The sequence below is a fragment of the Nocardia sp. BSTN01 genome (assembly GCF_015354405.1).
Lineage (GTDB): Bacteria > Actinomycetota > Actinomycetes > Mycobacteriales > Mycobacteriaceae > Nocardia.
The window spans coordinates 15437-41793 of record NZ_JADKYP010000056.1; the positions used below are offsets into that span (position 1 = coordinate 15437).

A 26357-nucleotide genomic window follows, 5' to 3' on the forward strand; every position below is an offset into this window, starting at 1 on the left:
TCGCTCACGCCGAATCGGACCCCGCGGGCCGATAGGCGATCGCCGCGATCACGAGGGCGGCGAAAGTCACCAGCACATAGCTGCTGCCGATGATCTGCTGCCACCACGCCCAGCGCAGTTCGCGGTCGGCGTTGTGCGGCAGCACCCACTGCGGGCCGACCATGAACAGCACGGTGATCGCGGCCGTGACCGCGATCCACATCCGTCGCCGCCGCGCCGCGCGTCCCGGGGTGTCCGGGGCGTCCGCGGCCGGCATCCGGGCGATCAGGTCGCCCGCGACCAGGAGCGCGGGCGCGACCCACACCCAGTGGTGCGACCACGAGACCGGCGAGACGAGCAGGACCGCCGCCGAATTCACCAGCAGCGCGGACACCTCATGGCCGGCGTCGAGCAGCCGCTTCATCCAGAGCGCGGCCAGTCCGATCGCGATGAGCGACAATCCGATCCAGATCCCCGTCGCGGCCGCGTCGGAGACGCCCAGGCGGAATGCGAAACCCTTGAGCGACTGGTTGCCCGCGTACTGCGGCGGCCCGATGCGACCGGTATCGATCAGCGTGTGGAACCAGTATTCGGTGGAATCGTGCGGGAACAGCAGGTATGCCAGCGCGATCGCGCCGATCGCCGAGCCGATGAGCGTGAGGCAGGCGCGCCAGTCCCGGCGCAGCAGGAAGTAGAGCAGATAGCCGGCCGGGATCAGCTTCACCGACACCGTGATTCCGATCAGCATGCCGCGCGGCCAGAACGGTTTGCGCACCAGCGCGTCGAGCGCGACGGCCGCCATCAGGATCAGATTGATCTGGCCGAAGTTGTAGGTCTGGCGCACCGGTTCGGACAAGCCGAGCAGGGCGAGCGCCCCGATCACCAGGATCACCCGGGTGGAGCGGTCCATCCGCGGCCGCACCCGGACCAGCACCAGCCACAGCGTGACCGCCAGGCTCGCCATCGAGGTGAGCAGCACCAGCCATTCGGCGACGGCGAGCGGCATCAGCGCGAGCGGCGCGAAGAACAGCGCGGCCAGCGGCGGATAGGTGAACGGCAGGCCGATGCCCTGGACCTTCGGCATCGGCCCGTACAGGTCGCCGCCGTCGAGCCAGGTGTGCGCGCCGTTGCGGTAGACCTGGAGATCGATGTAGCCGGTCCAGATATGGGTGGCCCAGGAGACGATCGCCGACGCGGCGAACAAGGCGATCGCGATGATGAGCAGCCGTCGTTGCCGAGTCGTCAGCCCCCCGGTGGACCGCGCGGACGACGAGGTCGCGGGCAGTTCGTCCGGATCTGCGACCCTGGATCGATCGTTCACCGGCCCAGCGTACCGGTGAACAGGTGCTGCCTGGTCGGGGTGGGTTTGCCACCCATTAGACTGGCCTGGACTCCCCATCCGCGTGCATTCCGTCTCTCACTCCAGCGTCGGAGCTCGTAGCTGCACGTTTGCCCGGCCGAAAGGACCTAGGTAGCCCACCGTGACTGTCCACGTCGACACCGTCAGCGCCGCCGCAGCCACTCCGGATACCCCGCAGCCGTACAAGGAGCTGGGTCTCAAGGACGACGAATACGCGCGCATCCGCGACATTCTGGGCCGCCGCCCCACCGATGCCGAGCTGGCGATGTACTCGGTGATGTGGAGCGAACACTGCTCCTACAAGTCCTCGAAGGTGCATCTGCGCTACTTCGGCCAGACCACCACCGACGAGATGCGCGCCTCCATGCTGGCCGGTATCGGCGAGAACGCGGGTGTGGTGGACATCGGTGACGGCTGGGCGGTCACCTTCAAGGTGGAAAGCCACAACCACCCCTCCTATGTCGAGCCGTATCAGGGTGCGGCCACCGGCGTCGGCGGCATCGTGCGCGACATCATGGCGATGGGCGCGCGGCCGATCGCGGTGATGGACCAGCTGCGCTTCGGCGCCGCCGACCACCCCGACACCCGGCGCGTGGTCGACGGTGTCGTGCGCGGTGTCGGCGGCTACGGCAACTCCCTCGGTCTGCCCAATGTCGGCGGCGAGACCGTGTTCGACGCCTCCTATCAGGGCAATCCGCTGGTGAACGCGCTGTGCGCGGGCGTGATGCGGGTGGAGGATCTGCACCTGGCCTTCGCCTCCGGGACCGGCAACAAGATCGTGCTGTTCGGCGCGCGGACCGGTCTGGACGGCATCGGCGGTGTGTCGGTGCTGGCCTCGGACACCTTCTCGGATGACGAATCCGGTTCCGGCCGTAAGAAACTGCCCAGCGTGCAGGTGGGTGACCCGTTCGCCGAGAAGGTGCTCATCGAGTGCTGTCTCGAGCTGTACCACGCCGGTCTGGTGGTCGGTATCCAGGACCTCGGCGGTGCCGGATTGTCCTGTGCGACATCGGAATTGGCGGCGGCCGGCGACGGCGGCATGCGCATCGATCTGGACCGGGTGCCGCTGCGCGCGGCGAATATGACTCCGGCGGAAGTGCTTTCGAGCGAATCGCAGGAACGCATGTGTGCGGTGGTGACGCCGGACAACGTCGAGGCGTTCATGGCCGTGTGCCACAAGTGGGATGTGCTGGCCACCGTGATCGGCGAGGTCACCGACGGCGACCGCCTGGTGGTGAACTGGCACGGCGAAACCGTGGTGGACGTGCCGCCGCGCACCGTCGCGCACGAAGGCCCGGTCTACGAGCGGCCCGTGCAGCGCCCCGAGGAACAGGACGCACTGGTCGCCGACACCACCGCCGGGCTGGCCCGGCCGAAGTCCGGCGACGACCTGCGGGCCACGCTGCTGAAGCTGATCTCCAGCCCGCCGCTGTGCAGCCGCAAGTGGATCGTCGAGCAGTACGACCGGTACGTGCGCGGCAACACGGTGCTGGCCGAACATGCCGACGCCGGTGTGATCCGCATCGACGAGGCGTCCGGCCGCGGTATCGCCCTGGCCACCGACGCCTCGGGCCGCTACACCAAACTCGACCCATACACCGGCGCGCAGCTGGCGCTGGCCGAGGCCTACCGCAACGTGGCCAGCACCGGCGCCACCCCGAAGGCCGTCACCAACTGCCTCAACTTCGGTTCCCCCGAGGATCCGGGCGTGATGTGGCAGTTCCAGCAGGCCGTGCGCGGCCTCGCGGACGGCTGTGTGGCCCTGGGCATTCCGGTCACCGGAGGCAACGTCAGCTTCTACAACCAGACCGGTCGGACCGCGATCCTGCCGACCCCGGTGGTCGGCGTGCTGGGCGTCATCGACGATGTGCACCGGCGCATTCCGACCGGATTCGGCACCGAACCCGGTGAGACGCTGATCCTGCTCGGCGAGACCCGCGACGAATTCGACGGATCGATCTGGTCGCAGGTCGAGCACGATCACCTGGGCGGTGTGCCGCCGCGGGTGGACTTCGCCCGCGAACAGTTGCTCGCCGAGGTGCTGACCGCCGGTTCTCGCGACGGAATGATCAGCGCCGCACACGATCTCAGCGAGGGCGGACTGGCCCAGGCGGTGGTCGAAGGAGCGCTGGCCGGTGAAACCGGTGTGCGCATCCTGCTTCCCGAGGGCGACGACCCGTTCGTCACCTTGTTCTCGGAATCGGCCGGACGTGTCCTGGTCGCCGTACCCCGGTCGGAGGAGACGCGTTTCACCAAGATGTGCACCGCCCGCGAACTGCCGTGGGTGCGCATCGGCGTCGTGGATCAGGGCTCGGACTCGGTCGAGGTGCAGGGCCAGTTCTCGATCACGATGGATGAACTGCGCACCGCCCACGAGGGCACGCTGCCCGCGCTGTTCGGCGCCACCGCGGAGTGACCCGATGCGGACCGCGGCGCCGCGGTCCGCTCACATCCGGAACGGATCGTGCTCGGCCATCAGCTTTTCCACTCGGGCCTCGTCGATGCGCTGATGTACGCGCGCGGATTCGAACTGGTCGCGGATCACCTTGGCGAGGGTGAACGCGCTCGAGACCATGAACAGCGTGGTCATCAGCAGGAAACCGCGTTGCCAGATGTCCAGCGGCAGATAGACGATGCCGGCGGTGGCGGCGACGAAACTGACACCGAAGGCGATCGCGGCCTGGGCCAGGAACGCGGGGCTGCTCTTCTGCTGGGTGGGAGTGCTCATACCCTCGAGTCTGCGGTCCCGGGCCGCGAGGATCGTGCGTAGAACTACTCGAGTACCCCGGGTAATTCCCGTTGTAGCAGTTGTTTGCCTCACGTCGAGAGGTCCCCGATTTCCGCACGCCGACCGCCATACTTGACGGGTGCTCGATACCGCCGAGACTCTCACAACGCTGCGTACGCGCGGCGTTGTGGTCTATCGGCGAGGTTTGCGCCTGCTGCGGCGGCTCGAGGACGACATCATCGCGCTCAATTACGTCGGACTGGTCACCGCGACAGTCTTTTTCGCCTGGTCGGTAACGCCGTCGCTACTGCCGCGCGACTGGCTGTTCCAAGGCCTGATCAGCGGTCTGAATGCGGCCATCGGTTACGGCGTGGGCTGTCTGCTGGAGTGGGGCTTTCGCAGACTGATCCGGCCGCGCTTGCGTTTTCGCACACCGTCGCTGCGGATTCGCTATGCGGTCAAGGTGACGATCCTGACGATCTGCCTTCTCACCGCGATCTACATGCTCGTCCTCTCCGCCGACTGGCAACGGCAGATCTACGACCTGATGGATATGGAAGGCACCACGCGTGCCGCCTATCTGCGCACCGGTGGGCTCAGTGTCGCGGTGGCCGCGCTGGTGGTGGCGATCTATCGCACGGCGCGGTGGATCGTGCGGTTCTTCGCCCGGCTGCTCAGCCGCTGGGTGCGGGTGCCGCCGCAGCTGGCTCCGAGCGTCGGCGCCATCGTGCTGGCCGTGGTGGCGGTATTGCTGTTCAACGGTGTGCTGTCGGAGGCGTTCTTCACCGTCGCCAACTCGGCGTTCAGCGTGCGCAACGACAAGATGACGCCGTACGCGGTGCAGCCGACCGACCCCGGGCGCTCCGGCAGCCCCGCATCGCTGGCCGAATGGGACACGCTCGGTTCGGAAGGGCGATGGTTCGTCTCGCACGGACCCGATGCCTTCCGGATCGGCGCGGTGACGGGTAAGCCCGCGCGCGAACCGGTCCGGGTCTACGTCGGTCTCGGCTCGGCGGGCGAGGGGCGGACCCAGGAGCAGCTGGCGGTCGCCGAACTCGAGCGCACCCACGCCTTCGACCGCAAGGTGCTGGTCATCGTCACCACCACCGGAACCGGATGGGTGAACTCGACGTCCGCGGGTGCGCTCGAGTACATGTACGGCGGCGATACCGCGATCGTGGCCTCGCAGTACTCCTATCTGCCCAGCGTGCTGTCGTTCCTCGCGGACCGGGAGAAGGTCGCGGTGGCCGGGAAGAAGATGTTCGACGCGGTGTATGCCGCCTGGTCCGCGCGGCCACCGCAGTCGCGGCCGAAACTGCTGGTCTACGGGGAGAGCCTGGGGTCGCAGGGATCGGAGGCGGCCTTCGACGGGCTGGCCGATCTGCGCACCAAGGTGGACGGCGCGCTGTGGGTGGGACCGCCGAATACGAATCGGCTGTGGAAGCAGTTCGTCGAGCGCCGCGATCCCGGCACCCGCGAAGTGGAACCGATCTACGCCGACGGCCTCGTGGTCCGATTCGCCTCCGGTGCACCGGATCTGGCGAAACCGTCGCCGGAATGGCGGCGTCCGCGCATCGCCTATCTGCAACACCCGTCCGATCCGATCGTCTGGTGGTCGCCGGATCTGATCTTCTCCCAACCGGATTGGCTCTCCGAACCGCGCGGCTCGGACGTGTCCACGCAGATGCGCTGGTGGCCGCTGGTCACCTTCTGGCAGGTCGCCGCCGACCTGACCAACGCTCAGGGGGTCAGCGACGGGCACGGCCACAACTACGGCACCCTGGTCCTCGACGGCTGGGCGGCCGTGCTGCCACCGCCGGATTGGAATCCTCGACTGGAGGAGAGCATTCGGACCCAGCTGGAACTGTCGGAAGCGTTCGAACGCGTGGTGAAATGAGCGGCGGAACCTTCGCCGCCACGGCGGACGACACGCACTCGCACGGTGCGGGTCGATGAGTCGCCGAGGCCCGGTCCGCACCCTCCTGGCGGCCTCCGTCGCCCTGGTGTGGAGCAATCTCGTGCTGCCGCGGCTGGGGTCGGGTATACGAGGCCGCACAGTGGCCAACGCCGCGTTCGCGACCGGATACGCCGCTGTCTTCGCCGGTAGGCCGGAGTGGATCTCGCGGCGCGGATTCACCTGGGGCGCAGTCGCATTGGGGTCGGTCGGTGCTGCGTACGGCGTGGGCCTCGCCGTGCCGGGAATCCGTGCCCGGATAGCGGCGGTCGCCGATCGCGAGCCGGAGGTGAGTACGGCCGAATGGGTCGGCCTCCACATTCCGGTCGGCACCGTCTACAGCGAGGAGCTGATCTTCCGCGGCACGCTGGATCGGCTGTTCGAGGATGCGGGGCCTGTACGAAGGCATGGCGGCGCACTGGTATTCGGTCTCTGGCACATTCATCCGGCGCGCTCGGCGGGCGACAACGTCGCGGCCACCGTCGCCGTTACCACCGCCGGTGGCCTGGTCTTCTCGTGGCTTCGCCGCCGCACCGGCAGCGCGACGGCGCCCGCCCTCGCCCACCTCGCCCTGAATGCCGGCGGCGCGCTCGCTCCCCGGGCGGCCCGCGCACTACGGAACCGCCGCGCCAGGACTCCTCCTCGCGCCGAAGGTGGCGCTCCGCGTTAGCGAACCAGTTCGCCGGGCGTCGCATCCACCGCCGGAGCCCGGGCTCCCGACTCCGCACGTCGCCCGCACCGGCAGACGTCGTCGGCCCGGTCTGTCCATGAGCAGCCCTGTTGACAGTTGTGGACAGATCGCGTCGGGCATGCGACCGATGCCCGGCCCACCGGCGCGAGATGTCCGGCCCGCTCGCTACCCTCGGTGGAATGGCGCGACATTCGGCTGTGGACCCTGCTCAAGTGCGTGATTCGGTGGCCGCGGTCGGTGCGTGGCTGCGCGACGAGTCGGCAGCACAGCCGGGGCGGTCGGAGCTGGCGGCGGCCGTGCGCGGGACCGCGCGGAGTCTGGCCGCGGCGGCGCCGGGCGCCTCGGTGGAGGTGCGGGTTCCGCCCTTCGTCGCGGTGCAGTGCATCGAGGGTCCCCGGCACACCCGGGGGACGCCGCCGAATGTGGTGGAGACCGATCCGCGGACCTGGCTGTTGCTCGCGACGGGACTGCTGGATTTCGAGACCGCGGTGGAGACGGGGGCGTTGAGCGCGTCCGGCATCCGGGCGGGGGAGTTGGCGCGCTGGCTGCCGCTGGTGGCGCTGTGAATCCGGTGCGGGCTCGAAACTAGGCCGGAGCGGGCGCTGTGCGATTGATCGGCTTGCGCTCCAACCCTTTTCGATCGTAGAAGCGCGTCACGATCAACCCGAGCGCCACACCGATCCCGAGGCCGAGCACGGTCATCCAGAATCCGCGGGTGAAACCGGCCGCGCCGTTGCCGTCGAAATACAGCAGCGAACGCACCGCCAGGAACACCTGATGCATGGGTTCGAAGGTGGCCAGCCAGCCGAGGTACTTCGGCGTCGCCTCGATCGGCACCGTGCCACCCGAGGACGGCAGCCCCAGCACGATGAACAGGATCATGTTCACCAGCAGACCCGCCGAGCCGATCGCGGCCAGGATGGAGATACCGGTGAATCCGACCGCGATGATCGCGAGCACCCCGTAGAGATACAGGCCCAGCGGATTGTCCAGCGGCATCCCCAGCGCCGCGCCGATACCGAGCAGAATCGCGGAGACCACCACCGCGGCGACCGCCATGACCGCCCACTTGATCAGCAGCGTGCGGAGTCTGGAGACCGGTGTGGCGGGATAGTGCACGTACCACGGCCCGTATTCGGTCGGCACGAAGCCGAGGGCCGAGTCGATCATCGTGTGCACGATCATCGCGCCGAGCATGCCGGCCATCAGCAACAGCAGTGCGTAGAAGAAGGCGGTCAGCCCCTGGCCGGATCCGCCCGGCAGGGGATGGAATTCCTGCACCAGGATCTCCAGCGGCTGCGCGAGCGTGAGGCGGGTCGCGCCGGACAGTTCGGGGGCGGGCGGGCCGCCCGGCGCGGGAGTGAGCTGAGCCCGCACCTGCTCGACGAGCTGCTGACCCACCGTGTCGTTGATCCGCGGCAGCGCCTGATTACCGAAACGCACCACGATCTGGGTGGCGTAGGTGCCCGAACGCGGATTGGTCATCAGGGTGATGATCGGGCGCTCGATATCGCCGGGTATGACACTGCCCACACCCAGGATCCCCAGCCGCTTGCTGAAATCGCTGGGAATGACGACCGCGCCGTAAACCTCGCCGTTCTGCATCTGCTGCTGGGCCTCGGGCAGCCCGAGTACGCGCAGATCGATCTGATCGGCGGGCACGGCGGCCCGCAGTCCGTCGGCGACCTGGTCGCCGAAGTTCACATGTTTCTGCTGGCCGGGTGCGCCGAGCGTGTCACCCACGTCCTGGTTGACCAGGGCGATCGGGAAGTCGTGCAGATTCCGCTGCGGATCGACGACGTAGTCGAGATAGAGCAGGCCCAGCAACGCCGCCACCACTGAGAGGACCGCCACAGGGAACATCCATCGAAACGGAATCAGCCGCCGCAAATTTCGACTCTGTAGTGCGGTGTCGGTGCTCGCCACGGTCGAACCGTAGCAGCAAACAGCTCGCCACCCGGCGGATCCGGACGTGGGTTTCGCGCGGATGACCCGTAGAATGATGAGTGCCCCCCGCCCGACTAACAGGGAGCAAACGGTGACCCACGCCGATCTGTCGATCCCGAAGACCGCCGCAGGCCGAAACACCTCAGCAGTCGACGAGCCTGAGAACGAGCCCCGCGAGGAGTGTGGCGTCTTCGGCGTCTGGGCTCCCGGCGAAGATGTGGCGAAGCTCACGTACTACGGCCTCTATGCCTTGCAGCACCGCGGACAGGAGGCCGCCGGTATCGCGGTCGCCGACGGTTCACAGGTGCTGGTGTTCAAGGACCTGGGCCTGGTCTCGCAAGTCTTCGACGAGCAGACGCTGGCGGCGATGCCCGGACATATCGCCATCGGGCACTGCCGGTACTCGACCACCGGTTCCACCATCTGGGAGAACGCACAGCCGATCTTCCGGACCACCGCGGTCGGCACCGGACTCGCGTTGGGACACAACGGGAATCTGGTCAACACCGCCGAATTGGCGACCCGGGCCCGGGAATTGGGCCTGATCAACGGCCGCCTGCCGGGCAGCTCGATCACCGCTACCTCCGATTCCGATGTGATGACCGCGCTGCTGGCCCATGCCGCGGCCGACAAGAGCATCGAGCAGGCGGCCATGGAGTTGCTGCCCACGCTGCGCGGCGCCTTCTGCCTGACCTTCATGGACGAGCACACCCTCTACGCGGCACGGGATCCGCAGGGTGTGCGGCCGCTGTGCCTGGGCCGCCTCGACCGCGGCTGGGTGGTTGCCAGCGAGACCGCCGCGCTCGACATCGTGGGCGCCTCGTTCGTTCGTGAGATCGAGCCGGGCGAACTGCTGGCGATCGATGCGGACGGGGTGCGTTCGCTGCGATTCGCCAATCCCGAACCGAAGGGCTGTGTTTTCGAATACGTCTACCTGGCTCGGCCGGATTCGACGATCGCCGGTCGCTCGGTGCACGCCACCCGGGTCGACATCGGCCGCCGGCTGGCCGCCGAACATCCCGTCGACGCCGATCTGGTGATCCCGGTCCCGGAATCCGGTACGCCCGCCGCGGTGGGCTACGCCCAGGGCTCCGGGGTGCCCTACGGCCAGGGACTGATGAAGAACGCCTATGTCGGCCGTACCTTCATCCAGCCCAGCCAGACCATCCGCCAGCTCGGTATCCGGCTCAAGCTCAACCCGTTGCGTGAGGTGATTCGGGGGAAGCGGTTGATCGTGGTGGACGACTCGATCGTCCGCGGCAACACCCAGCGCGCCCTGATCCGGATGCTGCGCGAGGCCGGGGCGCTGGAGATCCACGTGCGCATCGCCTCCCCGCCGGTCAAGTGGCCGTGCTTCTACGGCATCGACTTCGCCTCGCCGGCCGAGTTGATCGCCAACGGTGCCGGACCGGAACTGGCGGAGGGGTCGCAGGATTCGGAAGCGGCGATGGTCGAGAGCGTGCGCCGTTCCATCGGCGCCGACAGCCTGGGCTATATCTCGCTCGACGGCATGATCGCGGCCACCGAGCAGCCGCGCACCCGGCTGTGCTGCGCCTGCTTCGACGGCAAATACCCGATCCCGCTGCCCGACGAGGCTTCCGTGGGCAAGAACGTGCTCGAGGGGATTCTCTCCGGTAAGCCGGAATCGGAACTGCTGGGCGAGAACGCCAACGCGAGTGCGCTGAGCCGCCCCTGAGCGGCATGCGTGACGTGGCCGGGCCTGTCGTCGTGGCGGCCCGGCGTGTTCATCGGCCGTCGATCAGCCTGTGGCGCAAGACTTTCGCCGTCGAACCGGTTCGCGGGTCTAGGGGCTCGGTGACGTGCTCGGCGGTGTGAGCAATCCGCCGACCATCATCAGAATGCACTGCTCGGCCTCGGCGCCGGCCGCATCCGGATCGTCGGCGTGCGCGACGATCATGCCCGCCTCGGTGACAGCGGCCAGAATCAATTGGGCCAGGGTGCGGACTGGGACCGCGGGCGCCAGTCCGGACTCGACGGCCAGTTCCAGCTGATTCATGATCAGGCCGAGGCCGTGGCGCGCTTCCATTTCCCGCCAGCCCTGCCAGCCGAGTACCGCCGGACCGTCCGACATGGCGATCCGGACCGTTTCCGGGCGGCGGCTGAATACCAGGAAGGTGTGCAGGCCGGTCGCCATCGCGGCCAGCAGATCGGTCGGGTCGGGCAGAGAGTCGATCGCCTGCCGGATCTCCGCGGTGTTGTCCGACTCGAGCTGTTCCAGTACCGCGATGAACAGGCCGCGCTTGTCGCCGTAGTGATGATGCAGCGCGCCGCGGGTGACACCGGCCGCGGCGACGATCTCTTCGGCCGACACCGCGGAATAACCGCGTTCGGCGAACAGCCGCCGCCCGGCCGCCTCCAGACTCGCCCGCGTCGCGCGTGATCTGTCCTCCTGGCTACGGCGTGGCATGCAGCCGAGTGAACTCCACGATCAACCGGCTGAGCAACTCGGGCTGGTCCTCGGCGATGAAGGTGAGCGAATCCTCGATCGTGCGCAGGGTGGCGTCGGGCAGATCGTTCGCCAGCCGCTGCGCGAACTCGAGCCGGAACACCTTGTCCTCGGGCGCCCAGGCCAGCAGCACCGGCAGATCCCACTCGCCGAAACTGCGTGCGGCCGCGAGGGTGTGACGCTTGTGGATATCGCGCAGGAACCGGCGCAGGTCGGCGCGGATCGCCGCGGAGTTGCGGCTCGGCAGCAGATACGAATCCGCGATCTCGTGCGGCAGTGGCTGTTTGGTGACCAGCCCGTAGGCGATGGGCAGACGCTGCGCCGGCCGGAAGCGCAGGCTCTGCAGAACCGCGGTGAGCAGGCCGGGTACGCGCGAGAGCCGCGGCAGCGGAGTGAACGGTTGCGGGAAGAACTTCTCATAGGCGTCGCAGTTGGTGAACACCACGCGCCCGACCCGGCTGCGGTCGCGCGAGAGCATGATCTGCGTGATCGCCCCGCCGGTGTCGTTGGCCACGAGGGTGACGTCGGTGAGATCGAGTTCCCGCAGGAACGCCGCGATCAGATCGGCCGCGCCGGTCGGGGTGAGGTCGGCGGCGGGCATCGGCTCCGAATGCGAGCCGAACGGCCAATCCGGGGTGAGGCAGCGATGCCCGGCGGCGGCGACGTCCGGCACCACCTTGCGCCACAGATCGGCGTTGACGAGCAGGCCGTGTACGAAGACCACCGGCGAACCGGAACCGGTGTCGTGATAGCGGATGCGGCCGCCCGGCACCGCGATGTGTCGAACCGGGCCGAGACTGGTGCTGATTCCCATGACATGCCTTCCGGAGTGGGGGTGATGTGTTCCAGAGTTACCTACATACCGTATGTATGTCAATGGTGGATGTGACGGTAGCCTCGAATCCGTGCAGTCCGATACCGGTGCAGTCTCGTTATCCGGCTCCGGTAGCGTGATCAGGCATCTGTCCGCCGATTCGGTTTGGAGCTTTCCCGAACAATGACTGAGCAGACCCCGAGTGGTGCCGGTGTGAACGACGCCGGCGCCGACGAGGCCCAATCCGGAGGCGCGTCCTACGCCGCCGCCGGTGTCGACATCGAGGCCGGCGACCGCGCAGTCGAGTTGTTCGCGCCGCTGGCGAAGAAGGCAAGCCGGCCCGAGGTGCAGGGCGGTCTGGGCGGTTTCGCCGGATTGTTCGCGCTCAAGGGTGGCTACCGGGAACCGCTGCTGGCCGCCTCCACCGACGGTGTGGGCACCAAGATCGCGGTCGCGCAGGCGCTGGACAAGCACGACACGGTCGGCCTGGACCTGGTCGCCATGGTCGTCGACGATCTGGTCGTCTGCGGCGCGGAACCGCTGTTCCTGCAGGACTACATCGCCGTCGGCAAGGTGGTTCCGGAACGGGTCGCGCAGATCGTGTCCGGTATCGCCGAGGGCTGCATCCAGGCCGGATGTGCGCTGCTGGGCGGCGAGACCGCCGAGCATCCGGGCCTGATGGGCGCCGACGACTACGACATCTCCGCGACCGGCGTCGGCGTCGTGGAGGCGGACGAGGTGCTGGGGCCGGACCGGGTCCGCCCCGGTGACGTCGTCATCGCGATGGGCTCCTCGGGCCTGCATTCCAACGGCTACAGCCTGGCGCGCCGGGTTCTGCTCGATATCGATCGAATGGCTCTCACCGGGCACGTCGAGGAATTCGGCCGCACCCTGGGCGAAGAGTTGCTGGAACCTACCAAGATCTATGCCAAGGATTGTCTGGCGCTGATCGCCGAGACCGATGTGCGCACCTTCGCTCACGTCACCGGCGGCGGCCTGGCGAACAATCTGGCTCGGGTGCTGCCGGCCGGGCTGGTCGCCGAAATCGACCGCGGTACCTGGAATCCCGCGCCGATCTTCAAGTTGATCGCGCAGCGCGGCCGGGTCGAGCGGGCGGAGATGGAGAAGACCTTCAACATGGGCGTCGGCATGGTCGCCGTCGTCGCCCCCGAGGATGCCGATCGTGCGCTCGCGGTGCTGACCGCGCGGCATATCGAATGCTGGACCCTGGGATCGGTCAAGAAGGCCAAGGACGCCGACGCCGCGCGGGTGGCGTTGCTCGGCGAACATCCCCGATTCTGACCGGAAACTCGATCGCCTCCTCGACCCGGGTACGACCCGGCTCGGGGAGGCGATTGTCGTTCGGCTGAGCCGCTGCGGCATCCGAAGGCGACCGGCGGAAGCGCAGCCGGGCGGCAGTGTGCCGAGGCACGTTCAACCCGGGTAGTGCCGCCCTCGGTATCACTGATACCCGCGGCGGCAACCCGTACTACGAGCCCTCATCGAGGTGGGATCGGTCGACCTATCGGCCGAAAACGCTGCTCGACGTGCGAAGGGGGAGGCCCCTCAGGCCTCCCCCTGCAACACGTCGATTCGAGTCAGCGGCGCCAGTCGTCGTAGTCCTCATCTTCCTCCCAGCGCTTGAGCGATTCGTCCGAATCGTGTTCTTCGGACAGCACACCGCTCCGCCGGGGGGTGTGCCCCGACAGCTCGCGCTGAAGGCTCGCGAAGTCGGTCGACGGCGAGCTGTACTTCAGCTCGCGTGCAACCTTGGTCTGCTTTGCCTTAGCCCGGCCACGGCCCATGGCTGACCCCCTCGCGTCACTGCGGGGCGGCCTGGGGTGGTTGGCGGCCCCGTTCGAATTAATAATCTTCCTGACAGACACTTTAGCGTGTGTCAGGCGGTCGCGCTTCCAGGAGTGGGTGAAGACTGCGGAACATCCACCGTCGGCGGGCCGGTCCGGCGGGGCTTCGGCGAAATGGTGAGCTTCTACACCGTGCCCGGGATTGCTCGGATGATGCCGACCCGCGCCCCGCCGCCCAGGACCGGCGGCCCGGCGAGCGCGGTGTGGGCCTCGGTCCACTCGACCCCCATACGCTGGAGAATCGCCTGCGTCAGCGGCATCCGGGCCCGGTCGTGGCCGTCGTCGATCTTGTAGGCGAAGGCGCGGCCGTCCGGCAGGGCCCCCGCGTGCACACCGTCCGCCCCGATCTTGCAGACCAGTCCCGGGGTCGCGCGCATGGTCTCGAGATCAGGGGCGTCCGTGCCCGAAATCACTCGGGGATGGTGGCGAATCGCGTCCGCGACCCGGCGTTCCGGTGATCCGGGGGCCGCGGTGGCGAGACGGGCGTAGGCGCGGGCGAGGTTGATCAGCGAGACCGGGACGATCGGCAGGCCGCAGCCGTCGATGCCGAGGTCGGTCTCGGGTTCGCCGGTGATGTCGGCGATCGTCGCCGTGACCGCCTGCTGCAGCGGATGGGAGGGGTCGAGATATCCGGTCGCCGGCCAGCCGTTGATCACACAGGTCGCCAGCATCGCGGCATGTTTGCCCGAGCAGTTCATGTAGATCTTGCGAGGGGCCGAGTGACGATCGCGGCCGGCCAGCGCCTCGGCGCGAGCCTGTTCGCCCATCGGCAGATCCGGCGGGCACTCCAGGCTCTCCTCATCGAAGCCGAAGCGCTCCAGCAACCGCCGCACCAGCGCCAGATGGTCGGCTTCGCCGAAATGCGAGGCGGTGGCGATGGCCAGCTCGGCCTCGTCCACCGGCTCGAAACCGTGGCGCAGCAAGGTGATCGCCTGCATGGGTTTGTTCGTCGACCGCGGGAAGATCGGCAGATGCACCTCACCCAGGGCGAGCGAGGGCTCCCCGTCGGGTTCGACGATCACCACCGACCCGCGGTGCACACATTCGCGGAAGCCGGAGCGAACCACCTCCACCAGTTCCACACTCATGGCCGGTCTCCTCGCTCCACGCTGCCGGCGGCCGTCGCATCCGATGACTCCGCCCCCAGCACTGCCCCGCTCGGCATCGCCGAGTGCGGCGTACCGGCCCCGGTCGCCCCCGGCTTCGACGCAGACCGGCCCGCCGCGATGCCGAACCCTTCGGAGGGTGCGGTGATCCGCGCCCCGTTGGCGGCCCGCCGCGCATGCCGGGCGATCTGCATGCGCACATCGTCGGAGATCGTCGGTTCGGCGGCGAGCAGCTGCTCCAGCCGGGCTGGATCGTGGCCGGTGAACAGGTCGCGGACCGTGATCCCGTGCTCGGGAATGTGGTCGACGTGCACCCGGTCACCGGCGCCGATCGTGCCCTCGGTCAGCACCCGCAGGTAGGCGCCGGTATCGGCCTGCAGGGTGAAGCGCTTGACCCACTGCTTCTCACCGGACCAGTGCCCGAAGGTCGCGCACGGCACGCGCGGCGCACTCACCTCGAGCACCGCCTCGCCGACGCGCCAGCGTTCACCGATCACCGCATCGCTGACCGGCAGCCCGGACACCCGCAGATTCTCACCGAACCAGCCGGGAGCCAGCGTGCGGCCCAGCTGCTCGCCCCACTGCCGCGCGTCCTCGTCGGCATAGGCGTAAACGGCCTGGTGGACGCCGCCGTGGTGTTTCGTATCGCAGACGTGGTCACCGGCCAGGCCCAGTGTGCGTACCGCGACCCGGTCGGCGACCGGGCGCTTGTCGATCGCGGTCCGGCCGACCCGGCTCACCTTCGCGGGCACCTCGAGTTCGGCATGCAGGACACAGACCGCGAGCACGTGGCCGATCGCGCCGATTTCCCGGGGCGCTGCGGGCGCGCTCACCGGCCGCGCAACTTGTCCACGGCGAGCCGGCCGGCCTGGGGCTCGTCATCGGACGGGATCGAATCCGGATCGATGGCGGCGGCCATCGGACCGGCCTCCAGCCGGGTGTCGGCGGGGATGGCGCGTTTGATCAGCGCGAGTGCGATCGGCCCCAGTTCGAAGTGGTCGATCACCGTGCCGAGCCGGCCGACCGCGCGGCCGCCGGCGGTCACCGCGTCCCCGGCCGCGGGCCGGGCATCGGCGGAGCCGTCGAGGTGCAGCAGCACCAGATGCCGCGGCGGTTTACCGAGATTGTGCACGCGGGCGACGGTTTCCTGTCCGCGATAGCAGCCCTTGTTCAGATGGACCGCGCCGAATTCGTCCGGGCCGCCGATCCAGTGGGCCTCGTGCGGAATGGTCCGATCGTCGGTGTCGACGCCGATCCGCGGCCGCAGCGCGGCCACTCGCAGCGCCTCGAATGCCCACAGTCCGGCCGGTTCGGCGCCGGCCGCGGTCAGCGCCGTCCACAGCTCGCTCAGTCGCTCGCGCGGCACGACCAGGTCGTAGGAATCCTCGGTGGGCCACGGCATCCGGCGCAGGAATCCGCCGCCGGGCAGGGCGACCGCGCCGTACACCTGCGGCAGGGCGGCGATTCCGAGCGTCCCGGTCAGGTCGCTCACCCGAGGTCCGAGCAGGCTCAGGACCGCGTGATCCGGTGCGGCTTCGGGTTTCGCGTCGGCCCAGAAGACCATCTTCTGCAGGAAGTCGAGCAGCGCGGGGCCGCGGTCACCTTCGGTATCGATCCACACCGTGCCGTCGAGTTCGGTGAGCACGAAATGGTGCTGGACGCGGCCGTTGAGGTCCAGATCCAGATTCTCGGCGGACCGGCCGTCGCTCAGGTCGGCGATGTGCTGGCTGGAAATCGTGTGCAACCAGCTCAGCCGTTCGGCGCCGGTGATCCTCGCCACGAAACGGTGGGAACGGTCCACGAGGGCGACGCGCTGGGCCGCGGCACGCTGTTCCCCGAAGGGATCGCCGTAATGCCAGGCGACCGCGGCATCGGGACTTTCGGGCGGGCCGGGCACGGCCCCTGGGAGACCGAGCAGTGGACTGGGGGCGGCAACCACGGACACGTTTTCCACAATAGGCGGTCGCGCCGGCCCGCGCCGCGCCACGGGTTGCCGCAGGTGTGCGGTGAGTATGCCGTGGATATGCCTGCCGCCGCGGGGCTCGCCCGGGCGTTGCCGGACGATTGCGTACCCACGCCTGGAGCGCTCGATTCGCCTAGGCTGCCACGCATGGTGGATCGAGTTCTGGTGACACTCGACGGTACCGTCCGGAATCCGGACGAGCCGTTGCTCTTCGCGGACGACATCGGCGCGTTGCGCGGCGACGGCGTCTTCGAGACGGTGCTGGTGCGTGACGGTAAAGCGAGTGCACTGGAATTACACCTGGCTCGGCTACGCCGCTCGGCCCAGGCGCTGGACCTGCCGGACCCCGACGTCGCCCAGTGGCGCACCGCGGTGGAAGCCGCGGTCAAGGAATGGGGATCCGACCGCGAGGGCGTGCTGCGCATGATCGTGACCCGGGGCCGCGACGGCGCGGAGTCCAGACGGGTCGGTTCGGGCGAACTCTCGGGCCCGGCACCGGATCTCACCGGCTACGTGCTGGTGAGCGCGGTCGCCGAACGGGTGAGTAAGGCGCGCGCCGAAGGTATTTCGGTGATCACCCTCACGCGCGGCATCTCCACCGAACTCGCGACCACCGCTCCGTGGCTGCTGCTCGGCGCCAAGACGCTCTCCTATGCGACGAATATGGCGGCGCTGCGCTTCGCGGCCCGCCAGAATGCCGACGATGTGATCTTCACCAGCACCGAGCATCGCGTGCTGGAGGGACCGCGCTCGACGGTCGTGATCCAGCGCGACAAGCAGTTGCTCACCCCGCCCGCGCGCGACGGCGTGCTGCCCGGCATCACTCAGCGAGCCCTGTTCGCCGAGGCTGGGAAGGCCGGTTGGGACTGCAGCTACAAATCGCTGTTCACCGCGGATCTCGTTACCGCCGACAGTGTTTGGCTACTGTCGAGCATCACGCTGGCCGCGCGGGTGGCGACACTGGACGGGCTGCGTATGTCCGCTCCGGATTGTGCCGAGGAGATCGCGGATCTCGTGAATCGCGGGATCGAGCGGGCCTGGAATATCGCCGACTGGACCTGATTCGGATCGTCCGGTGTGAGCGTCGGAATCGGAACCCGTTACCGCGCAGCAAGGATTGTTGGAATGTCGTGACGTAGGACTCGTTGCCCCACGGCTGTTCCGGCGTAGGCTCTACTACGACATGTCGTAGTACGTGTGGATGTCCCGCATGACACAGGAGGCCGCCGGATGGATGTCGTCGACGTCTCACGTTGGCAGTTCGGGATCACGACCGTCTATCACTTCATCTTCGTACCGCTCACCATCGGCCTCGCGCCCTTGGTCGCCGGGATGCAGACCGCATGGGTGATCACGGGCAAAGATCATTGGTACCGGCTGACGAAGTTCTTCGGCAAGTTGTTCATGATCAACTTCGCGCTCGGCGTCGCCACCGGCATCGTGCAGGAGTTCCAGTTCGGCATGAACTGGAGCGAATACTCGCGGTTCGTCGGCGACGTCTTCGGCGCCCCGCTCGCCATGGAGGGCCTGGCCGCCTTCTTCCTGGAATCGACCTTCCTGGGCCTGTGGATCTTCGGTTGGTCGCGGCTGCCGAAACTGGTCCACCTGGCCACCATCTGGCTGGTCGCGATCGGCGTGAACGCCTCCGCCTACTTCATCATCGCCGCGAACTCGTTCATGCAGCATCCGGTTGGCGCTCGCTACAACCCCGAATCCGGCCGCGCCGAACTGGAGAGCATCGGCGCACTGCTGACCAACAACACCGCGCTGGCGGCCTTCCCGCACGTCGTCGCGGGGGCGTTCCTCACGGCCGGCACCTTCGTGGCCGGTATCGGCGGCTGGTGGATGGTCCGCAACGCCCGCTCGGGCCATCCGGACCTGATGGCGGAGGCCCGTGGTATGTGGCGGCCCGCCGCCCGCGCCGGCATGTGGGTGATCGTGATCGCCGGTATCGCACTGGTATTCACCGGCGATATCCAGGGCAAGCTGATGTTCAAGCAGCAGCCGATGAAGATGGCCTCGGCGGAATCGTTGTGCCACACCGAAACCGATCCGAACTTCTCGGTGCTCACCGTCGGCACGCACAACAACTGCGACAGCGTCACCCACGTGATCCAGGTGCCGGGCGTGCTGCCGTATCTCGCCGAGGGCCGATTCAGCGGCGTGACATTGCAGGGCGTCAAGGATCTGCAGGTCAGCTACAACGAGAAGTTCGGGCCCGGCGACTACCGCCCCAACCTGTTCGTCACCTACTGGACCTTCCGCGCCATGATCGGCTGGGCGATCGGCTCGGCGGCGATCGCGGTGCTGGGCTTCTGGATGACTCGCCGCGGCCGGGTGCCCGATCAGAACTGGTTCAAGTGGTTGAGCCTGATCTGTATCCCCACCCCGTTCCTGGCCAACAGCGCGGGCTGGGTGTTCACCGAGATGGGCCGGCAACCATGGGTGGTCGCACCGAATCCGACCGGCAATCCGGCCATCCGGATGACCGTGCAGCAGGCCGTCTCCGGACATACCGCCGGCACCGTGCTGACCTCGCTGATCGTCTTCACCCTGGTGTACGGCGCCCTGGCGGTCGTGTGGTTCTTCCTGATGCGGCGCTATGTGATCGAGGGACCCGAACAGCCACCCGCGGAGACGGAAACGCCTGCGGTCGAAAAGCTTTCGTTCGCGTACTGAGGAGCCGAGGATGAGTCTGCCCGAATTCTGGTTCTTGCTGATCGGTGTGCTGTTCACCGGCTACTTCGTGCTCGAGGGTTTCGATTTCGGCGTCGGCATACTGATGCCGATCATCGGACGCGGCGACGAAACGCGAAAACGCGCCGTACTCAACACGATCGGGCCGGTCTGGGACGGCAACGAGGTGTGGCTGATCACCGCCGGCGGTGCGATGTTCGCCGCCTTCCCCGAGTGGTACGCCAGTCTCTTCTCCGGGTTCTATCTGGCGCTGCTGCTGATTCTGGTGGCGTTGATCGTGCGCGCGGTGGCGATCGAATGGCGTGGCAAGATCCATGATCCGCGCTGGTACAGGTGGTGTGACGCCGCGATCGTCTTCGGCTCCTGGGTGCCCGCGCTGGCCTGGGGGCTGGCCTTCGCCAATATCGTGCACGGGGTACAGCTCAACGCGCACAAGCAGGTCGAGGGCGGTCTGCTCGGCCTGATCAATCCGTACGGACTGCTCGGCGCCCTGACGCTGCTGTTGTTGTTCGTCCTGCACGGCGCGGTCTTCATCGCCTTGAAGACCGGTGGCGATATCCGCGACAACGCCGAGCGGATCGCCCGGGTCGTCTGGTTGCCGGCCACCGTGGTCGCCGGCGCGTTCGCGCTGTGGACCCAGTTCGCCCACGGCCAGGGGTGGACCTGGATTCCGTTGGGTGTGGCCGTCTTCGGCCTGCTGCTCGCCGGTGGTGCGGTACTGCGGCATCGTGACGGCTGGGCGTTCACCGGCACCGCCGTCACCGTGGTCGCCGCGATCGTGCTGCTGTTCGGTGCGCTGTTCCCGTACGTGTTGCCGTCCACCATCGACGCCGCCTACGGGCTTACCGTCGACGGGCGGATGGTCGACGGACATCCCACCGTCAGCGCGTCCTCCACGCACTACACGCTGGTGGTGATGAGCTGGGTCGCGGTGGTGCTGACCCCGGTCGTGCTGATCTACCAGGGCTGGACGTACTGGGTCTTCCGCAAGCGCATCACCGTCGAGCAGATCCCCGCGCCCATCGGCCTGTCGATGCGCAGCGGCGCGCGGTAGGTCCCGATGGCCCGACCCGTCGATCCCCGGCTGTGGCGCCACGCCCGCTCGGCCCGCCGCTACCTGATCATCAGCGTGGGACTGTCGCTGGTGATCACGGCGGGCATCGTGGTCGCGGCACTGATGCTGGCCCGGATCGGGGCGGGGGTGATCACCGATCCCGGCCGGCGCGCGATCGGCGCGTGGACGGCCGAGCTGGCGATCCTGGCGGCGGCGATCGCGGTGCGGACACTGGCGAGCTGGTGGCAGTCGCGGCTCGCGCATCGGGCCGGAGCACAGGTGGTCGCGGAACTGGAGAATTCCGTGCTGGCCGCCGGTGCCGCCCTGCCGCCGCGCGAGATGGAAAGCCGGCGTACCGAACTCGCGGTGGTGGTCGGCGACGGATTGGGCGGTCTGCGCGCCTATCTCACCGGCTATCTGCCGGCGCTGCTGCTCGCGACGCTGGTACCGCCCATCGTGCTGACCGTGATCGCCGTGCACGACCTCACCGCGGCGATCATCATCCTGGTGACGCTGCCGCTGATCCCGATCTTCATGATCCTGATCGGGCTGATGACGCAGGGCCGTGCCGCCGACGCCCTGGCCGCCACCACCCGGCTGTCGGAGCAGATGCTCGACCTGTTCGCCGGTATGCCGACGCTGCGGGCGCTCGGCCGGGAAACCGGTGCGCCCGAAGATGATTCGCCGACCATGCGGCATCGGGTCCGCGAGCTGGGCGAGGCGCTGCACAAGCGGACCATGGCCACACTGCGGATGGCGTTCCTGTCGTCGATGGTGCTGGAAATGCTGGCCACCCTGTGCGTGGCGCTGGTCGCCGTGTCGATCGGCATGCGGCTGGTCTTCGGGCATATGGGGTTGTATGCGGGCCTGCTGGGCCTGATCCTGGCCCCGGAGGTCTATCTGCCGCTGCGCGCGGTGGGGGAGAGATTCCATGCCGCGCAGGACGGAATGGCCGCTGCCGAACGGGCTTTCGCGGTATTGGACCCGGACCGGACCGAGCGGGACCTGTCCGCGCGCGTCACCGGTGCGCGGGACCTCTCGGCGGCGGACTCCGCGCCGCCCACCGAACCCCCGCGAGCAGATGCCCGCAGTGCCGGGCGATCCGGCGAGCCATCCGCGGCGCGAGTCCCGGCCACGGTCGAACCGGGGACCGCGGACATCGAGCTGTCCGATGTGTGGGTTCACGCGCGGGACGGGTACGCACCCGCCGGATTGTCGGGTGTGCTGCGACCAGGAGCGGTGACCGCCCTCGTCGGTCCCAACGGGAGCGGGAAGTCGACTGCGCTGCAAGTGATACTGGGCCTGATGTCGCCGGAGCGGGGTGGGGTTCTGGTGGGTGGGTGCTCGGTCGGGGCGTTCGAGCCCGACGCGTGGTGGTCGCATATCGCCTGGTTACCGCAGCGCCCGGTGCTGTTGCCCGGCACCTTGCGCGAGAACCTTGAACTCTTCGGCGCGCGCACCCGCGACGCCGGGCGCGGTGATGGCGGCGACGAGACGGCCCACCGCGCCGAGGCTGTCGACAAGGCCTGCGCGGCAACGGGTTTCGACGCCGTCCTCGCCGAACTTCCCGATCGTTGGGACACCGTGGTGGGCCCCGGCGGCCTCGGACTGTCCCTCGGCCAGCGCCAACGCCTGGCATTGGTGCGTGTGCTGGCCGCCGACCGCCCGATCCTGCTGTTCGACGAGCCCACCGCCCATCTCGACGAGCGCAGCGAAGCCACCGTTCTCGCCGCCCTCACCGCACGGGCCCGCGCGGGTGCGACGGTCGTCGTGGTAGCGCACCGTCCGACGGTGCTCGCCATCGCCGATCACATCATCGAGGTCCACGCGCGCACGGAGCCGAAGCCAGCGGAATATCCTGCCGCGCAACGGGAGTCGGCCGATCTCCGCCTTCTCCGGGCGCAGCCACCGATCGACGGGTCCGGCGGTTCTCGGGCGTACGACGACGTCGGAGAAGGGCTGACGCATCGCGCCGTGAGGTGGACTGGGCGCACGGGCGATGGCTTCCCCGTGGATTCCGAGCTTCCCGGCGGCGAGGATCGTCACTCCGAAACCCCGGGCACGGAGGGACAGGACTCCGCCTGTTCCGGGCCGGGTACCTCGCACGCCTCGGGCACGCCCGTTGCGCCGATCGGAGTCGGCCCGACGAAGACGGGGGAGTGGACGCCGTGAAATCTCTGTGGGCCGAACTGCGAGAGCTGCGGCGAGTTTCGGAGATCTCTCCGTGGCGCGTGGTCGTATCGATCTGCTGGGGGACGATCGCGCTGGGCAGTGGACTCGCGCTGGCGGCGCTGGCGGCGTGGCTGATCGCGCGGGCGTGGCAGATGCCGCCGGTGCTGGACCTCAGCGTCGCCGTGGTCGCGGTGCGGGCGCTGGGAATCTCGCGCGGGCTGTTCCGCTACATCGAGCGGCTGGCGACCCACGACGTGGCACTGCGCGCGATGACCACCGCCCGTACGTCGGTGTACGCGGCCCTCGCCCGCGCCGATTTCTGGACGCTGCGACGCGCCGGCCGGTCCGAGGGCGATGTCACCGGTTCGAGGGCACGCGCCGCCGACAGTGCTCCTGGTTCGTCGTCCACGCCGGCGCGTGCGGGCGTGGGCGACTCGTGTGATGCCGGTCGGGCCGAGCGGTCGCAACATCGGCCCGCAGGCCTGTCACCTGGGAGAGAACGCGGCCGTCCGGACTCGGGTAGTGGTGCCGGACGGGGGATCGGTCTGCTGCGCCGGGGCGATCTGCTCACCCGGATCGGCGCGGATATCGACGATCTGGGAGCGGTGGTCGTGCGGGCGGTGGTTCCCATCGCGGTGGCGATCCTGCTCTCGGTCGCCGCCGTCGCCCTGCTCGCCACCATTTCCGTGCCGGCCGGTGTGATCCTCGCGGTCGCCCTGCTGGTCTCCGGTGGGTTCGCGCCCTGGCTGTCGGCGCTGGCGGCCAGGGACGCCGAACTGGCCGTGCAATCCGATCGTGCCGAGTTCCGGGCCGCGGCCGTCACCGTGCTCGATCACGCCGCCGAGCTGCGGGTCGCCGGACGGCTCGACGCGGCGATGACGGCGGCCACGACGGCCTCGGCACGCGCGGTGCACGCCGAGGACCGGGCGGCCGCACGCAGCGCCGGGGCGGCCGCGGCGACCCCGCTGTCCGTCGGAGCCAGTGTGCTCGGCGCGTTGCTGATCGGAATTGTGTTGTACGGCAACGGCTTCGGTGCGCCGGCCGAGCCGCTGCAACCCGCACCGGCGGGCGGTATCACCCCGATGGCCTTCGCGATACTGGTGCTGCTGCCGCTGTCGGCATTCGAGGCCGTGGCGGTGCTGCCCGCCGCCGCGCAGGCCCTCACCAAGGGCCGCGCCGCCCTGCGCCGCATTCGTGCCCTCGACCCGGCCGAGCCGGCGTCACGGGCTGTCGCTGTCGACGACGTCGACGACATCGCCTCGGCGCCGGGCGATTACGCGTCCGGTGCTCTGCGTGCCCGGCTGATGAGCGCGCTGCCCGACCTTCCGCCGGGCCGCCGGATCGCGGTGGTCGGCCCGAGCGGGTCCGGTAAGACCACGCTGCTGATGAGCTGGGCCGGACTGTTCGCTACACCGCGCCTCGGCCGGACCTTCTTCGCCGAGGACGCTCACGTCTTCGGCACGTCCGTCCTGGAGAACCTCCGAGTGGCCCGCGGCGACGTGACCCAAGCGGAGGCCGAAAACGCTCTGCGTGCGGTCGGTTCCGGGCCGTGGCTCGACGCCCTGCCGGAGGGCGTGGAAACGGATCTGGTCGGCGGCGCGGCCGCACTCTCGGGCGGGCAGCGCCGTCGCCTGCTGCTGGCGCGCGCCCTCGTCGCCCCCGCCGACACGCTGCTGCTGGACGAACCCACCGAACATATGGAGGCGGCGGCGGGCGCCGAACTGCTGCGCGCCCTGCTCGACGAAACCAGCGGCCTCGTCGACCCGGACCGCACGGTGGTCGTCGTCACCCATCAGCTGCCCGCCGACCACCGCGCCGACACCGTGGTCACGGTCGCACCCGGCGGCGAGATATCGATCACTCGCCGCGTTCCGGCCTGACCCGTCGAACGCCCAGGTCGGCGCCGGAATTCGGCTCTGCGAAAAATCCGTTGCGGCCTCGTATCCGCGGCCGGTAGTTTCGTCTGTACACGGGAAAGGAGGTGGTTCGAAGAATGGATATTCAGAGGACGCGTGAGGTGGCTGCCGGTTGAGCGCCACAGCCGCGGTCCCCGTACCGCGGCCCGCTGCAGTGGATTCGGTCCCCGCGCGAGCGCTGAACTAATCCAAGGCAGTCACCCGGCCCCCGAGCCCCCGGTTTGTCCGACCGGGACCGCGAGAGACGAGATCTCCGCGGTAAGGCTCGGGGGCCGTGCTCTTCCGCCTCCCCGGGTATTTTGGCCAGATTTTGGGGCGGGTTTCTTCGCATCGGCGGGTGCGGTGACAGGGTGGCCGAGTCAGCCCGTACCCGGTGAGTTACCCATGTGCTGGCGAGATCAGGGACGGCGTTGCCGATAGCACCGAGCTGTTCATGATCGCGAAGTTCCGCCGGGCGGGGCGACGGTAGATCATTTCCTACGGCTCGACGAACTGCCGGAGCGGTCCGAACTGATCGACGGAACGATCATTATCCCTGCGCCGCAACAGAAGTGGCACAGCTACGTGGTGACGGCACTGTGGCTCGAGCTGGACCGGCAGATACCGAACGGGTTTCGGGTGCAGATCGGCATGGCAGTCGAATTGGGTAGATGGCAGATGCCAGTGCCGGAACTGCTCGTCGTCAGCGCGGCCGCGTTTCACCGCGAGGAACCCTCCAACTACTACGCCGAGGATGTCAGCCTGGCGATCGAGGTTGTGTCACCGGATTCCGAAGAGCGAGACCGGGATACGAAGCCGGCCAAGTACGCCAAGGCCCGGATACCACACTATTGGCGAGTGGAGCGTCAGGACGCGGCCGTCGTGGTCTACGCCTACGGGTTGGATCCGGCGTCGAACAGTTACGGCTTGGTCGGGATCTTTCACGACCGGTTGAAAGTCTCGGTCCCGTTCCCGATCGACATCGACTTGACCGACCCCGGCCGAAAACTCTGAGGCCGGGCTCGGCTCAGCCGATGTAGCGCTGGAGGCGGGCGGAGAGGCGCGGCTTCAGGGCGCCGTCGGCTTCCACTCGTTCCTCGACGTAGCCCAGGTCGCCGCCTTCGACGATGCCGTACAGGCGTTTGGCGCCGCCGACGACCGCTCCGGACTGGCTGCGGATCACGACGTCGGTGGCCAGCTCCCAGGACGACTGGGTGAGGGCCTGGCCGTAGAAGAGTTCGACGATGCCGGAGCTGTGGGTCAGCAGGAGTTCGATGACCTCGTCGTCGCCGTCGATGCCGACCCGCCAGAAGCCGCTTTCGCGCAGATCGGGGCCGGAGTAGTTGCCTTCGGCGTCGATGACCCAGGAACGGGAATCCCAGGACAGATAGTCGCCACCGTCGTGGGAGACGATGATCTGCTGGCCGAAGTGGTAGTCGCCGCCACGCTCGGGATCGTTGCCCTCGCCCTCGCCGCGCCAGACCCCCACCAGGGGCAGCAGCGCCAGCATCGACGCGCTCAGGTCGGGACCCAGCCGCAGGTTCGCGGTGTCCTCGGGCAGCGGCGGACCCGGCAGCTGCGGAATGTTGCGGCCGCCGGTGGATTTGGCGCGCTCGGCAGCCTCGGTTACCGCCTCGTCGCCACTGCGGCGAGCCGCGTCGTCGG

Annotated in this window: 18 protein-coding genes and 4 pseudogenes; 12 read left to right on the forward strand and 10 right to left on the reverse strand. The window is 68.5% G+C overall.

What is annotated here, in order from left to right; translation table 11 throughout:
- Window positions 1-4: 4 nt before the first annotated feature.
- Window positions 5-1300 (reverse strand): glycosyltransferase 87 family protein, encoded by a 1296-nt coding sequence (locus IRT45_RS29830; RefSeq protein WP_309241215.1) that lies wholly within the window; start codon window positions 1298-1300, stop codon window positions 5-7.
- Between the two features lie 160 nt (window positions 1301-1460).
- Between IRT45_RS29830 and purL the strand changes: the two genes are divergently transcribed.
- On the forward strand, window positions 1461-3755 hold the full coding sequence (purL, locus tag IRT45_RS29835; protein WP_194809151.1) for a phosphoribosylformylglycinamidine synthase subunit PurL: 2295 nt from the start codon (window positions 1461-1463) through the stop codon (window positions 3753-3755).
- A 30-nt stretch (window positions 3756-3785) separates the two neighbouring features.
- Here the strand turns inward: purL and IRT45_RS29840 are convergent, their stop codons facing one another.
- Window positions 3786-4067, reverse strand: a complete 282-nt coding sequence (locus IRT45_RS29840) for a YiaA/YiaB family inner membrane protein (protein ID WP_039776015.1) — start codon at window positions 4065-4067, stop codon at window positions 3786-3788.
- A 139-nt stretch (window positions 4068-4206) separates the two neighbouring features.
- Here IRT45_RS29840 and IRT45_RS29845 point away from each other — a divergent pair, with 139 nt between their 5' ends.
- The 3 genes from IRT45_RS29845 to IRT45_RS29855 all read left to right on the forward strand — a co-directional run bounded on the left by IRT45_RS29845 (window position 4207) and on the right by IRT45_RS29855 (window position 7278).
- Window positions 4207-5964 (forward strand): alpha/beta-hydrolase family protein, encoded by a 1758-nt coding sequence (locus tag IRT45_RS29845; protein ID WP_194809152.1) that lies wholly within the window; start codon window positions 4207-4209, stop codon window positions 5962-5964.
- A gap of 55 nt (window positions 5965-6019) precedes the next feature.
- Window positions 6020-6691 carry a CPBP family intramembrane glutamic endopeptidase gene (locus tag IRT45_RS29850; RefSeq protein ID WP_194809153.1) on the forward strand — a complete coding sequence of 224 codons (672 nt, stop codon included), beginning with the start codon at window positions 6020-6022 and terminating at the stop codon, window positions 6689-6691.
- Window positions 6692-6891: 200 nt separating this feature from the next.
- Entirely contained in the window at window positions 6892-7278 is a 387-nt protein-coding gene (locus tag IRT45_RS29855) for a sterol carrier family protein (protein ID WP_194809154.1), read from the forward strand.
- Window positions 7279-7297: 19 nt separating this feature from the next.
- On the opposite strand, the gene IRT45_RS29860 is transcribed toward IRT45_RS29855, so the two are convergent.
- Complete coding sequence (locus IRT45_RS29860; protein WP_194809165.1) at window positions 7298-8575, reverse strand: YhgE/Pip domain-containing protein; 1278 nt, start codon at window positions 8573-8575, stop codon at window positions 7298-7300.
- 139 nt (window positions 8576-8714) lie between these two features.
- Between IRT45_RS29860 and purF the strand changes: the two are divergent.
- Window positions 8715-10175 (forward strand): annotated as a pseudogene (gene purF / locus IRT45_RS29865) (amidophosphoribosyltransferase); the annotation flags it as partial.
- Between the two features lie 288 nt (window positions 10176-10463).
- Here the strand turns inward: purF and IRT45_RS29870 are convergent.
- Window positions 10464-11087: a TetR/AcrR family transcriptional regulator gene (locus IRT45_RS29870; protein WP_194809156.1), complete on the reverse strand. Its 624-nt coding sequence runs from the start codon at window positions 11085-11087 to the stop codon at window positions 10464-10466.
- The gene (locus IRT45_RS29875) at window positions 11074-11940 is read right to left on the reverse strand and encodes an alpha/beta fold hydrolase (protein WP_194809157.1); all 867 of its coding nucleotides are present in this window, start codon (window positions 11938-11940) and stop codon (window positions 11074-11076) included. The genes IRT45_RS29870 and IRT45_RS29875 overlap by 14 nt, the downstream gene beginning before the upstream one ends.
- Window positions 11941-12123: 183 nt before the next feature.
- Between IRT45_RS29875 and purM the strand changes: the two genes are divergently transcribed.
- Window positions 12124-13242: a phosphoribosylformylglycinamidine cyclo-ligase gene (gene purM, locus IRT45_RS29880; RefSeq protein ID WP_194809158.1), complete on the forward strand. Its 1119-nt coding sequence runs from the start codon at window positions 12124-12126 to the stop codon at window positions 13240-13242.
- 296 nt (window positions 13243-13538) lie between these two features.
- On the opposite strand, the gene IRT45_RS29885 is transcribed toward purM, so the two are convergent.
- From IRT45_RS29885 to IRT45_RS29900, 4 genes and pseudogenes are all read right to left on the reverse strand, one after another.
- Entirely contained in the window at window positions 13539-13745 is a 207-nt protein-coding gene (locus tag IRT45_RS29885; RefSeq protein ID WP_036497777.1) for a DUF3073 domain-containing protein, read from the reverse strand.
- 185 nt (window positions 13746-13930) lie between these two features.
- Window positions 13931-14893, reverse strand: a complete 963-nt coding sequence (locus IRT45_RS29890) for an asparaginase (RefSeq protein WP_194809159.1) — start codon at window positions 14891-14893, stop codon at window positions 13931-13933.
- Window positions 14894-15078: 185 nt separating this feature from the next.
- A pseudogene (locus tag IRT45_RS29895) lies at window positions 15079-15717 on the reverse strand (MOSC domain-containing protein); the annotation flags it as partial.
- A 23-nt stretch (window positions 15718-15740) separates the two neighbouring features.
- The gene (locus IRT45_RS29900) at window positions 15741-16856 is read right to left on the reverse strand and encodes a YgfZ/GcvT domain-containing protein (RefSeq protein WP_375540168.1); all 1116 of its coding nucleotides are present in this window, start codon (window positions 16854-16856) and stop codon (window positions 15741-15743) included.
- A gap of 165 nt (window positions 16857-17021) precedes the next feature.
- On the opposite strand from IRT45_RS29900, the gene IRT45_RS29905 reads away from it, so the two are divergent.
- The 6 genes and pseudogenes from IRT45_RS29905 to IRT45_RS29935 form a co-directional block, all read left to right on the forward strand.
- Complete coding sequence (locus IRT45_RS29905) at window positions 17022-17936, forward strand: aminodeoxychorismate lyase (RefSeq protein WP_194809160.1); 915 nt, start codon at window positions 17022-17024, stop codon at window positions 17934-17936.
- Between the two features lie 168 nt (window positions 17937-18104).
- Window positions 18105-19553 carry a cytochrome ubiquinol oxidase subunit I gene (locus IRT45_RS29910; protein WP_194809161.1) on the forward strand — a complete coding sequence of 483 codons (1449 nt, stop codon included), beginning with the start codon at window positions 18105-18107 and terminating at the stop codon, window positions 19551-19553.
- 10 nt (window positions 19554-19563) lie between these two features.
- Window positions 19564-20625, forward strand: a complete 1062-nt coding sequence (cydB, locus tag IRT45_RS29915) for a cytochrome d ubiquinol oxidase subunit II (protein WP_194809162.1) — start codon at window positions 19564-19566, stop codon at window positions 20623-20625.
- Window positions 20626-20631: 6 nt separating this feature from the next.
- Window positions 20632-22461 (forward strand): annotated as a pseudogene (gene cydD, locus IRT45_RS29920) (thiol reductant ABC exporter subunit CydD); the annotation flags it as partial.
- Window positions 22462-22793: 332 nt separating this feature from the next.
- Window positions 22794-24677 (forward strand): thiol reductant ABC exporter subunit CydC, encoded by a 1884-nt coding sequence (gene cydC, locus IRT45_RS29930; RefSeq protein ID WP_375540169.1) that lies wholly within the window; start codon window positions 22794-22796, stop codon window positions 24675-24677.
- 516 nt (window positions 24678-25193) lie between these two features.
- Window positions 25194-25706 (forward strand): annotated as a pseudogene (locus IRT45_RS29935) (Uma2 family endonuclease); the annotation flags it as partial.
- Window positions 25707-25719: 13 nt separating this feature from the next.
- Here the strand turns inward: IRT45_RS29935 and IRT45_RS29940 are convergent.
- A partial coding sequence (locus IRT45_RS29940; protein ID WP_228535498.1) for an FABP family protein occupies window positions 25720-26357 on the reverse strand: 638 nt, incomplete at its 5' end.

Bases quoted from the DNA above. Each gene is read 5' to 3' on its own strand.
- IRT45_RS29875 (WP_194809157.1), bottom strand. From the start codon at position 11,940: ATGGGAATCAGCACCAGTCTCGGCCCGGTTCGACACATCGCGGTGCCG.
- IRT45_RS29870 (WP_194809156.1), bottom strand. From the start codon at position 11,087: ATGCCACGCCGTAGCCAGGAGGACAGATCACGCGCGACGCGGGCGAGT.
- IRT45_RS29905 (WP_194809160.1), top strand. From the start codon at position 17,022: ATGGTGGATCGAGTTCTGGTGACACTCGACGGTACCGTCCGGAATCCG.
- IRT45_RS29840 (WP_039776015.1), bottom strand. From the start codon at position 4,067: ATGAGCACTCCCACCCAGCAGAAGAGCAGCCCCGCGTTCCTGGCCCAG.
- IRT45_RS29910 (WP_194809161.1), top strand. From the start codon at position 18,105: ATGGATGTCGTCGACGTCTCACGTTGGCAGTTCGGGATCACGACCGTC.
- cydB (WP_194809162.1), top strand. From the start codon at position 19,564: ATGAGTCTGCCCGAATTCTGGTTCTTGCTGATCGGTGTGCTGTTCACC.
- purM (WP_194809158.1), top strand. From the start codon at position 12,124: ATGACTGAGCAGACCCCGAGTGGTGCCGGTGTGAACGACGCCGGCGCC.
- IRT45_RS29885 (WP_036497777.1), bottom strand. From the start codon at position 13,745: ATGGGCCGTGGCCGGGCTAAGGCAAAGCAGACCAAGGTTGCACGCGAG.
- IRT45_RS29890 (WP_194809159.1), bottom strand. From the start codon at position 14,893: ATGAGTGTGGAACTGGTGGAGGTGGTTCGCTCCGGCTTCCGCGAATGT.
- IRT45_RS29850 (WP_194809153.1), top strand. From the start codon at position 6,020: ATGAGTCGCCGAGGCCCGGTCCGCACCCTCCTGGCGGCCTCCGTCGCC.
- IRT45_RS29855 (WP_194809154.1), top strand. From the start codon at position 6,892: ATGGCGCGACATTCGGCTGTGGACCCTGCTCAAGTGCGTGATTCGGTG.
- IRT45_RS29860 (WP_194809165.1), bottom strand. From the start codon at position 8,575: ATGTTCCCTGTGGCGGTCCTCTCAGTGGTGGCGGCGTTGCTGGGCCTG.